This window comes from Spiroplasma sp. DGKH1 (genome assembly GCF_040940205.1).
Taxonomy (GTDB): Bacteria; Bacillota_I; Bacilli_A; order Mycoplasmatales; family Mycoplasmataceae; genus Spiroplasma.
Genome location: NZ_JASTWG010000006.1, coordinates 58,828 through 71,203, shown reverse-complemented (window position 1 = coordinate 71,203; position 12,376 = coordinate 58,828). Strand labels below are relative to the sequence as shown.

Genomic DNA, 12,376 nt, shown 5'->3' with positions numbered 1-12,376 from the left:
TTTGTATCTAGTAATTTTTTATTTATCATGATCTGTTCATTTCTTATTAGGTCGTTTCCCTTTTAAATGTTTGGGAGTAAAAATTTTGACATTAAGTTTTCAAAATTGTTGGAACCAATCTCCTAACATAAATTTACTAAATTTTTTAAAAGAAATTAATAATCAAATTATGATAATAATTCAATATAAGGGAAACACTGTTTTTAGCATTAATAAATAACCAGCAAGAAAACTAACTTGGTGAGTTGTATAGATCCAAAAACTCATTGTTAAATAGGCAAAACCATTACATGTAAGGTTAATAAAAATTTGCAATAAACTTACTTCAATAATAATTCGTTTTAAATAGTGCTCTGGAGCTTCTTTCCCAAGGATTTGATAATCTTTATCATTAAATAATATTGTTGGTTCCCAAGTTAGTAAGCATTTAAGAAAAAAATAACTAACATAATAAGAAATTCCTGGTTGATTAGTAGTTTGAATTTTCTTTTGTAATAGTTTTTGGTAACTTTTAATTTGTTTTAAATTATAAAAGAAACTATTAAAACTTAAATAAATAGCAATGAACATAAAATAAATGGCACTTCATAATAATCCGTTTGTTAAATAATTAAAATAATTTAACAGCAAATAATGACCATCGCCAAATAAAATGGTAACCTGCGAAATTAAAATTGTAACATTGTTAAAATCACTAACAACATTAAAACTCCCTTTGGCAAAACCAACAATTGTTTGCATTAAAATACCAAAGAAAAGTGCCATGGCAAAATTACAATGACTAATCAGCATTAATATTACTATTAATAACGGAATTAAATTAATTAACATAAAACTGTCGGAAAAATTTAACTGATTATTAAAGAACGCCGATGGTTCATTACCAATTGTAAAATAAATAATTAGTCCAATAATAATTGCCGACGATAATACTTTTAAATTAGTACGATAAATTTTTCAAAAGAATGTCGGTTGGTGGTGCCAAAGGTAATTTCAAACCGCATTTTTATGATTAAGAATAGTTCCGATTGTTAATCCCGATAAAACAGCACCAATCATTAGTCATGAATGATTGGCACTAATTAGATAAGGATAAATGATAACGGGAATTGTAAAAATTATTGTTAGCAAACCATTCTTAAAAATGATCGCAATTACTAAACTTAATAAAAATGATAATCCCACCAAACAAACTGGGGATAAAAATTTAAATAAAATTGCTCATAAGGAGTATAATCCATATCCCCCGATAAAAATTGTCGTAAATAAACATAATAATAAAATGCTCATTAAATTATTAATTTGATCTTTATTTAAAACTTTTTTAATGGTGGTTAAGGCTAACTCTTGGTTGCGACTTGGTCAAAATTGGTAAAAATATATAAACAAACTTAATAAACCCATTAATAAAATAATTAAAATATTGACATAATTAACATAATTACGATATTCATTGTTTAATAAAATTGCAATAATTAAGGTTCCACCAACTAATATCATTAAGAAGAAAATCCCTAATATTCAGGGAAGAATTTTTTTAATTTTATAATAAAATAACATCTGTTTAATTATTATTTAACTTCATAATTTCATCAATAATATTATTAATTTCTTCATCATTAATATATGAATAAGAATGTTGGTGGTTATTTTTATCAAGATAAATATACAGATAAATGTTAACAGTAGTGGTATCAATCATAATTTGGCCATTAATTCCGGCTTTAATTGCATTTAAAGCATAATTATAATTATCAAAATATAAATATGGGGTTAACCCTGCTTGCGCGCGTTGGGAACTATAAACCCGGTAAACAACATAGTGACCATCACTAATGATACTATCATAACTATGGCTACGATTTTGTCAGGATGCAATTTCTTGTTGATGAACATATTTTCCAGTTAAAGTAATAGCTTGTTGAAGTTTTCGAATTGCTTCTTCCCCACTATCCCCCGATAACACATAATTACCATAGACATCATAAGCAAAGAATTCTTTTAATAACACCCCCGCTTGTAACTGAAATAATTTTTCTTGAGCTTCCGCTTGCGTTGGCGCTAAGGATAAACCATCTTGGGAAGAAATATCTTGCACATCTAAAAAGGTATACATTAAACGAGTATCAACAATTCCTTCTAAGAATAAATAATTATCAACTTGTTGTTGAGTAGCATAAAAATCATCCCGTAATTTATATAATTTATTACCATTTTTATCAAGGGTTGACTGCGCTAAAATTTGCGGTTTTAAATAATTATTATAGTAGTTAATACTATCCGTGACCGAGTATTTATAACCATGTTGACCATTAACATCATATAATATATCAGCATAAACTCCATAGTCGTTATAGCGAGTCCCATTGGAAGCAACTTTATCTAATTTTAAAAAGTCATTATCATAAAAATAATTAAACCAGGTGTCATAAGCTTCTAAAACATATTCCGTTGGGATTTCCACATAGTTATTAACCTGATGATTAAGATGAACTCTTCAAATTGAATGCTTGGAAGGATTGGTTAGTGGTTTGTCATATAATAAAACATCAGCATCAAATGTTTCAGAGCTTGAAATATTACCAAAATTAAAATTAGTTGCTCGTCAAGCGGACCCGGAACTAGCAGGCATGTATGTTAACGTATAAGATCTATTAGCAGAATGAAAGTTTTTGGTATAATAATATTTTCCAACTGAACAAGATCAATCATCACATTGCTTACTTTGCGCTCAATTTCGTTTGGATTCTGTAAAATCACCAATTGTTCATTGATTATCAATATCATCAATTACGACACTATCACCATGACCAACTTCCATATAATCGCCAGTTTTATTATTTTTAACTTTCATTATATCCCCACCCCCAGGGCTTAAATAAATTTTATGGGTATTAGAAAAATTCATATAATTTTTATAATTTATTTTATTATGTGATTCCACAGCTCCTCAAACATTTCGAAAATTGTCTTGAACAACATTTCGTAAACTTTGTTCAGTTCCATATAACGAAACTCCATTAGTAAAATCACTGGGTTTTAAATGATAACCATCAGTTAATACTTTTAATAAATCAGTTTGATCTTGTTTATTAAAAACATTATAATAACGACCACTCACATAATAATATAAAGATTTTCGTAGTCCACCTTTATAAATAAAACCATCCTTTGCTTCTTGGGGCGAATCGTACCAATGAGTTCCATCATAACCATACTTTTCTTTAACTAATCCATTATTAGTATAAGAATTTAAAGCCCGTTCTTTTGACAAGGCCGCATTCCCAAAAGCATCTTGATAAACTACCTGGTAATTATTCATGTCGGTATCATAAATTTGTTGGGGATCTAATAAATGGTATTGATAATCAGTAATAATCTTACCGGGATTAGAAGTTGTTTGAATTGTTTCAACCTTATTATGAGTATAAATATAATTATTTAAATCACTTTCCGAATAAAAATTATGATTATCATAAGTTCATTGGGTTGTCGTTGCCGTTACTTTTGAACTTTTTTTAATTGTTTCAAACATGGCTTCACGCGGAGAACCCACCTTATTATCATTAGTCATTACCATACTAGTTGTTATTGCAGCAGGGGAAATTGTTAAAACACTAGCAGCAATAATAGTTTTTAAAATCCTAATTCCCATTGGTAATCACCTCTCCTCTATCATTTACTAATGTAGTATTATTTTGAATTCACATATAAAAATCATCAGGACTATTAAATTTTTGGGGTCCAAAATAAACATAATAATTAATTGTTTTATCATGGTGATAAGCAATATTAGCATGGTTATAAAGATAAGTATAAGCATCATCGTTAGTTAAGAAATAATGCATTACTCCATTAAATAACACACTATAAACTTTAAAATAATTTCCTAACTGTTCTTCTAACCGATCATAAGTAATTGTCTTAACTAAATCAGTTGTTAAGATTGTTTTGGAAGTTAAATAAGTATTTTCAATATAATTATCTTCAACACTTTTTAACTCCGCTAAGGAATCATAATATCTAGCAATTCCACTATTATCAATAAATTTATATTTAATAACAAATTTTGAAGCGGTAATTTTATTTTCTAAACTATGTACAGCATCTAAGGCATTATCAAAAAATTCATTAATTCCATCAAAATATTGATAATTAACATTTGTTTTAAAATAACGATCAAAGATATAATCAACAAATTTATCTAACTCAGCACGTTCAGCCACTACTTGGTTAGGATTATTATCTACCTTGTCCTGATCTTTTTTAACTTCTAAATGATCATTTTTACCCATAATAGTAATATAAAATTCTTTGACTATCTTAAAATCTTCGGGGTTACGAATAATATAATGTTTTAAATAATCTTCTGCTTTTTCTTCATTATCAAAAATTGAACCTAAAACAGTATAGTATTTTGTATTTTGATTATCTTCTGGTACTTTCATAGCCATACCAGTAAAAACTGGGGTTACTTGAAAGTGATCACCAGGATTATCTGGAAAAAGCGTAATTCCAACTAATGGAATTTTATACTCAGTTGTTGAATAATATAAAACTTGATTATCTCCCAAATCACATTTATAGGTAACATAACTTACTGGTGATAATGTTTGTGTAATTTCTCAAATTGATTTAACAATATCTAATTCTTTAACAATTGAACTAAGACAATTTAAAATACTTCCTACTATCTTTGCACTATTTATAACAAAGTGTGATATATCATCAGTAACTTCTAATAATGTATTTAAATTTTTAGCTTGTTCTTTTAATTTAGTTTTTTCAATTAATTTACCATTTTCATCATAAAACTCTGAACCTTGGTCAATAGTTTGCGACACTGCACCAATGATTGCTTCAATAGCTTTTCCAGTCGCTGAATGGCCCTGAGCTGCTTCTTTTTCAGCTTCTTGAATAGTTCCAAATAAATTATCTCAATATGCTTGTGTATCTTGAAGAATACCTTGTAAAAGATTTTGTTTTGAAGGAGAAGAATAAGCAAAATGAGCAGGATTTAAAAATAAATGAATTATTTCGGGTATTGATAACTCTTCATCACTACCTGTTCAAGAAACTGAAGGTTCAAAAATTTTATCTAATGTATGTGCGAATAATCCAGCATGTTGATTAATTAGATTTTTTAAAGTTTCTTTCAAAAAGTTCTCAAATTCTAGGGCTTTTTTTTCTTTATTCAAATGATTGCATAATAATGTATATTGATAAATTCTTTGAAGAAAAATTAGTGTTTTATAAAAAGTAGGCATACCTTTAATTTTTTTTAACTTCTCAAGAGATTTTTTTATTGGAGCTATAACTAAAAAATTATCTGCATAATTATTAGCATCACTAAATAAATCATTTAATTTTTTGTATTTTAATTTATCATTATTAAATAAATCTCTTTTTACATCAAAATCATTATTATGTTGGCTAGATTGATTCATAAATAAATTAATTATATCAGTCATCATTACTAAGGAAGCCAGTTCATAATTCATAGTTAAACCTGAAGTTTTTACTCAACCTGTTGCAAGTTTTGAAATAACTGTTTGAGGTGTATCATTTGTTTCAATATATTGTGTACCTGTTAATGATCCTCGCATTCCTGAAGTATCAATATTAAGCCAAAAACTATTTTTAAAATCTTTATATTCTCTAATATTAACTGCTTTATCTTCTTCAGTTAATTTCATTTGTGAAAGATCAGGATGATGTAACTGACTAAATTTATAACCATTATAGTCATATTCAATATCAGTTGTTGATTTAATCCAATCAGAGATTTGATCTCTTGTTAGACATGTCCCCGCCATTTGATAGCAACTAGTTTTATTATTTTCATTAATATTTGGTTTCACAACATTTTCTAAATATTGAATTGCTTCATACTTGTTATTAAATTCAACACTGGCAGTACTTGAGTCATTAATATTTCCCAATTTATAAACCTTTTGATAATCTTCATATGTTTTAATCGCTTCATCTTTATTTAGGTAAGCATTACCATCTTTTCCTTTATAAACAACTCCTAATTTTTCATTAGTATTAGTTAAAACTTGATTTGAAACTTCACTAGCACTATTAATTATATATTGTGCAGGATTACGATATGTTTTAACTTCTTTTAATGGATTAGCAGTTAATAAATCTGATTTTAATTTTGAATTTTCATCAATACCATAACTCTTATCATTATAAGTAAAATAATTGTTTTCCGTAGTATAAGATACTTTTTGGGCTTTTGAATTAGCATAATCCATAATCTCTTGATTTGAATTAAACACTTTCCCATCAAACTTATAATATACTTTATTCTTAACTTTATTATGTGCGATCACTGTTGAAACCGAAGCTACTATAGTTGCAACAGATAATACACAAATAGCTGAAAATATTGAGATGCTTCTTTTAGAATGAAAAAATTTAAACTTCATAACTAATCAAAAAGCACACTAAAATTTGAATTAGCAGAAAAATTAATTTCAGGCTCGTTTAAAAAAGAAGCAGTAAAATCAGAATTAAAATAAATTACATATGGCATATCTAAATCATCACTAAGATACTGGTAATTCTTAATATTAAAATTTATTTTGTAATCTTCATATAATCAAAGTGTATCAGGAAAATCTTTTTCTCCGCTAAAAAGATTAGTTAATTCTTCTGATACATGTTCCATTACATAAGTAGAATTGTTTTCTTTGTATTTATTTAAATTACTTGTTGATTCCATAATACTCATAAGAAATAACTGATTAAAATTATGTAAATTTGTTACAGGTGTTTTTCTTTCTATACTATTTTCTGTATAATGCTTAATAAATTTTTCTAACCAAACTTGCTTAGAATACATCTTAGTTTCTTCAAAATTTAATATAAGATTATCTTTCCGATAAGACCATGATTCATCTTTTGGAGTTACAACTACATCAAAAGGTATTTTATATAAATTATTAACTATAATACCTGATTTGTCAAAAATTTTATCATTTTGAAAAAGAATTGAAAACCAATAATCTTTCTGGTTATATTCAAATAAATTATCAAATTTATTTTTAATTAAAGTAAATAAATTATCTGTCATTAAACCTCGCGAAAAAAAACTAAATCTATCATTTTCTTCATCTGTTTGTTCACTTTTATTCTTAAAAAAGAATTGATCTTTAAAATCTCATGCCATATGTGATGAGAAAAACTTATCTAAGGTTTCTGTTGTAAATTTTTGTTTATTTTGAGCTGCGCTTGAACTTTCATTAGAACTACATGCAACAATATTAGCTGTACTTATCGTTACTAAACTAAGCACACTAAAAAATGATAATAATTTCTTCATATCATTAATACCTTTCTAAAATATTCTTAAAAAATTAATATCTTTATATATAAAAATAATGTAAATAAATATAAGATTAGATTAAAATTAATTATTAAACTACCCTCTTTAAAAACTAATTTTAATCTCCTGATAATTTAAATGTCAATATGTTTCTCGTCCACTATTAAATTATCTAACTTAGATATTAACAAACAGACAATTAAAGTCAACAAAATTTTATAAAAAAATAAATATTTTTTCCAAATTTTAATTAATTACAAAAAAAAAAAAAAAAACTATACTCCTAGTGGTGGCTTCTTAAGAATATCAAACTAAAAACTATTTTTAAAATCTTTATATTCTCTAATATTAATTGCCTTATCTTCATCAGTTAATTTCATTTGTGAAAGATCAGGATGATGTAACCGACTAAATTTATAACCATTATAGTCATATTCAATATCAGTTGTTGATTTAATTCAATCAGAAATTTGATCTCTTGTTAAACATGCCCCTGCCATTTGATAGCAACTAGTTTTATTATTTTCGTTAATGTTTGGTTTCACAACATTTTCTAAATACTGAATTGCTTCATACTTATTATTAAATTCAACACTGGCAGTACTTGAGTCATTAATGTTTCCTAATTTATAAACCTTTTGATAATCTTCATAAGTTTTAATTGCTTCATCTTTATTTAGATAAGCATTACCATCTTTTCCTTTATAAATAACTCCTAATTTTTCATTAGTATTAGTTAAAACTTGATTTGAAACTTCACTAGCACTATTAATTATATATTGTGCAGGATTACGATATGTTTTAACTTCTTTTAATGGATTAGCAGTTAATAAATCTGATTTTAATTTTAAATTTTCATCAATGCCATAACTCTTATCATTATAAGTAAAATAATTGTTTTCCGTAGTATAAGATACTTTTTGGGCTTTTGAATTGGCATAATCCATAATCTCTTGATTTGAATTAAACACTTTCCCATCAAACTTATAATATACTTTATCCTTAACTTTATTATGCGCTATCACTGTTGAAACCGTAGCTACTATAGTCGTAACAGACAATACACAAATAGCAGAAAATATTGAAATGTTTCTTTTTGAATTTAAAAATTTAAATTTCATCATTTAAAAAAACCGCAAAATTTGAATTAGTCGAAAAAGAAACATTTGAATTATTTTCAAAATAAGCAATAAAATCCGAATTAAAATAAATAATATTTGTATCTTCACTTTCTTCATAGATATATTTATAATTTTTTATTTTAAATAAAATTTTATAATCTTCATAAAAAGAAGACAAATCATTAATATTTTTATTACCACTAAAACTTAAATTTAAGTTTTCTGTAGCATAATTAATTGCATATTTAGAGTTTTCTTTTTTATATTCATTAATTTTAGAATTTGAATCATCAATAGGTACATCAAATACTTGAATATTACTTGTTTTATTAACTCACATAATGGTCTTTATATTCATACAAAAAATAATAAACTCTTTTAGCCAATCTTTTTTTGAATAAATATTCGTTTCTTGAAAATTAAAAACTAAATTATTTTTTTTATAAATCCACTCATTTTGATTATTTTTAGAACTAACAATTACAGAAAAAGATAATTTATATAATTCATCAATTGAAATCCCATAACTATCAAAAAAACCAGAATTATCAAAATTAGCTAAAAAGAAAAAAACAGATTTTTTATAATTAAACATAATATTAAATTCTTGCTCTATCATATTAGATAATAAATATACAAGCATAGATTCAATAGAACCATAAAATTTAATACTTTCATCTTTTGTTTGTTCATTTATATCTTTAAAAAAGAATTGATCTTTAAAATCTCATGTCATATGTGATGAGAAAAACTTATCTAAGTTTTCAGGTGTTATTTTTTGTTTATTTTGAGTTACACTTGAATTCTCACTAGAACTACATGCAACAATATTAGCTGTACTTATCGTTACTAAACTAAGCACACTAAAAAATGATAATAATTTCTTCATATCATTAATACCTTCCTAAAATATTCTTAATAAATTAATATCTTCATATATAAAATAATGTAAATAAATATAAGATTAGACTAAAATTAATTATTAAACTACCTCTTTAAAAACTAATTTTAATCTCTTGATAATTTTAATACCAATATGTTTCTCGCCTATTCTATTAAATTATCTAACTTAGATATTAACAAACAAACAATTTAAAAGTCAACAAAATATTATAAAAAATAAATAATTTTACTAATTTTTAACTACTTAAAAAATAATCCTTATCTATTTTTTTGTCTATTTTTTTGTTTAAAAATAATAAAACTTTCAATTCTTAAAATGTGTTATATTTTAATTGAAAAAATTATATATTCTGTTACTTTTAAATCCAACTATTAAGAATATTAACTACGGGAACGGATTCATTAGGAGGAATAAATAATGAAAAAATTATTAACATTATTATGTCCACTAGTAATTGCTACTAGTAGTATCAATGGTTTTGATCTTATGAAGAACAATGATTATCAACATATAACAAAAGTAACAAATTATCAACCAGTTAAATTAGATAAAACATTTAAATACGTTAACACTTGACCAAATAGTCACTTCGCGATTGGGGCCGAAGCAAAAACGAATGAAATTTATCTAATTGCTAAAAATAATAAATTTATTGATTTAAATTTAAAAATTGGTCAGGGAGCAGTTAACCCTAACTTCTTCTTGCCTTTTAATGCTCACCAGGGAATCGTGGTGACACCAAATGCCTATTATTTAATAACAACAACCGGAACAAAACAAAAGCTAGACATTCCTTTTAGTTTTGATTCTAATTTAATTATTTTAAACGCAACCACCGCATTATATACCGTTAGTGATGGTAACACTTATCTTATTAATGAAAACGGTAAAATTACAAAATGACATCACCCATCAAGTAATTTTTATAAAATAACGGATAACTTATATTTAAATAATCCCACTTTACCCGGACAATCACTTAAAAATTCAGAAATTATTAATGTTCAAACTAAACAAGTAACGCCAATTGCATATGCTGGGGACTATGTAACAATGGCAAATGAACATTGAGGGGTACTTACCACCTTGAATAATACCCATGCATTGCTAAAAATAAATAATAATAACATTAGTTTAACTCCGATTACCCAAATCAAAATTGATTCATTATCGAAATATACAACAAATAAAATTTTAGTATCAACAAGCGATAGTAAAATCTATGAACTTGACCAAAATGGTGGATTGACTAGTCTACCGTGCCTGGGAAATACCCCACAATACTGGGACCAAAATAAAGTTCTTTTATTTGATCCAAGTTCATTAATAACACCAAGTGGGCAAGTAATAAAAATCAATTATACTTTCACAACCTATACTATAATAGATAATAATTACTTAACTTTTACAACTAATGATCAAAAATTATATTTATTATCTGCTGATGGGAAGACAACTGATTTAAAAATCCCGGGGATTGGATTAGGAAAAATTGACAATACTTTAATATTTTATAATTTTAAAGACCATGATACTTATTATTTAAATATTTAATTAATTAAAAAATAAATTCTTACTAGAATTTATTTTTTTTAGGTTATTGTAAGGTAATACTATCTAAGCGATAATCGGTGTCAAAAATTCCAATTAAAATATTAACACCTTTGGTTCCCTTCGCATTAATACTTTGAATTTGATAAGCATTTAAATATGCAATCATTGCCAAACGTTGGTAGGTTGTAATATTCGGCTGGATCGTAGCGGCATGGGGAAATTTGCTAATAATATTAGCATAGTCATTAGCAATTTCAAATGGTGGTTTAATATTAAAATCCTGATAGTATTCATTTCACATTGTTCCCCATGTTTGATGATTAATAAATAAGCGAACAGTTATTCCATAGTAATCAGGAGTAAGATAGTTTTTACCATCCGGAGCGAGAGTTGCAGTATGAACATCTTCTCCATTATTAGTGATTAAACTTCCTAGCGGTGTTGTTAAACCAATTACTCCGCATAAAACTAATAAGTGTTTCATTGGGCTTCCTCCTTTTAATAAAATTATTATTTTATTATTCTTGGTTTAATTATATCGCTAGCAAAATTAACTTCTTTTACTAATCTTAAAAATTAAAATTGTTCAAAATTATTAATAATCTTAACGCTTCGTTCCCATTAAGAAAGCAAAGTAGGAACTAACACTAAAGAGTCCCAGAAAAATTAGGGTTCCAAAAATTGGTTGGTAAATTGATAAAAATGATAAATTGCGGTCAATAGCTGGGACAATTAGAAAAAAACCATAACTATTAATTTCACTTTGGGTATAAAACATATAGACAATTCAGGTTAGATATTTTTGCGGAATAAAATAACCAACTACAATTGCCGCTTTACTTGTCGCATATCCTAAGTCGATAAAAAAATCACCAAAGAAAAGAAAGAGCACTAAAATTAAGATATTAATTGACTGCACTAAGTAAATATTTTTTAACGCTCCTGAAACTAATAAAGATAGGAAGAATACCACTAGAATATTTAAAATAATACCAAAAATAACTCCCAATCACTGGTCAACCGCGTGCATTTGCAATAATCAAATTTGCACAATATGAGGATGACGAAAGGAATCTAAGAAAAATAAATAACCAATGACTAATAACACCGCTATAAAATTAGTTGTAAACAAAACAATTAATAAAGCACTAATAAATTGGAACCGACTAATCCCAAAATTTTTTAGTTGTTTAATAAAAACCGAATCTCGTCATTCACAAATAATATATGATACTAAAAATAATAAAAATAAGCTGGGTAATAATGTAAAAGCCGTAATTAAAATATAACGACTATTTTTTAAAATACTTTGGTACCATAAAAAATAAACCAGGGTCATTAAAACAATTGGGGCAATTAACATATAAATATAAGTTCTGGTCGTTTTTAAAACAGACTTAAAGATATAGTTAATACAACGATTAAACATTTGGTGTTGTGTTTTTATTTTCATAAGACCTC

The 12,376-nt window shown here is 26.0% G+C and carries 9 protein-coding genes; 1 reads left to right on the top strand and 8 read right to left on the bottom strand.

Annotation, left to right across the window (positions count from 1 at the left end):
- Positions 1-18: 18 nt before the first annotated feature.
- The 6 genes from QPK10_RS05435 to QPK10_RS05410 all read right to left on the bottom strand — a co-directional run bounded on the left by QPK10_RS05435 (position 19) and on the right by QPK10_RS05410 (position 9,346).
- A complete protein-coding gene (locus tag QPK10_RS05435) occupies positions 19-1,500 on the bottom strand; it encodes a hypothetical protein (RefSeq protein ID WP_368486990.1) in 1,482 nt (493 codons plus the stop codon).
- A 64-nt stretch (positions 1,501-1,564) separates the two neighbouring features.
- Positions 1,565-3,655, bottom strand: a complete 2,091-nt coding sequence (locus QPK10_RS05430) for a hypothetical protein (RefSeq protein ID WP_368486989.1) — start codon at positions 3,653-3,655, stop codon at positions 1,565-1,567.
- On the bottom strand, positions 3,645-6,437 hold the full coding sequence (locus QPK10_RS05425; RefSeq protein ID WP_368486988.1) for a hypothetical protein: 2,793 nt from the start codon (positions 6,435-6,437) through the stop codon (positions 3,645-3,647). Before QPK10_RS05425 ends, QPK10_RS05430 begins: the two co-directional genes overlap by 11 nt.
- 2 nt (positions 6,438-6,439) lie before the next feature.
- Entirely contained in the window at positions 6,440-7,333 is an 894-nt protein-coding gene (locus QPK10_RS05420; RefSeq protein ID WP_368486987.1) for a lipoprotein, read from the bottom strand.
- A 314-nt stretch (positions 7,334-7,647) separates the two neighbouring features.
- On the bottom strand, positions 7,648-8,460 hold the full coding sequence (locus QPK10_RS05415; protein WP_368486986.1) for a hypothetical protein: 813 nt from the start codon (positions 8,458-8,460) through the stop codon (positions 7,648-7,650).
- Positions 8,447-9,346, bottom strand: a complete 900-nt coding sequence (locus QPK10_RS05410) for a lipoprotein (RefSeq protein ID WP_368486985.1) — start codon at positions 9,344-9,346, stop codon at positions 8,447-8,449. The genes QPK10_RS05415 and QPK10_RS05410 overlap by 14 nt, the downstream gene beginning before the upstream one ends.
- A gap of 432 nt (positions 9,347-9,778) precedes the next feature.
- Between QPK10_RS05410 and QPK10_RS05405 the strand changes: the two genes are divergently transcribed.
- Entirely contained in the window at positions 9,779-10,915 is a 1,137-nt protein-coding gene (locus QPK10_RS05405; protein ID WP_368486984.1) for a hypothetical protein, read from the top strand.
- A gap of 43 nt (positions 10,916-10,958) precedes the next feature.
- Here the strand turns inward: QPK10_RS05405 and QPK10_RS05400 are convergent, their stop codons facing one another.
- On the bottom strand, positions 10,959-11,399 hold the full coding sequence (locus tag QPK10_RS05400) for a hypothetical protein (RefSeq protein ID WP_047791611.1): 441 nt from the start codon (positions 11,397-11,399) through the stop codon (positions 10,959-10,961).
- 120 nt (positions 11,400-11,519) lie between these two features.
- Positions 11,520-12,368 carry a hypothetical protein gene (locus QPK10_RS05395; protein WP_047791612.1) on the bottom strand — a complete coding sequence of 283 codons (849 nt, stop codon included), beginning with the start codon at positions 12,366-12,368 and terminating at the stop codon, positions 11,520-11,522.
- Positions 12,369-12,376: the final 8 nt, after the last annotated feature.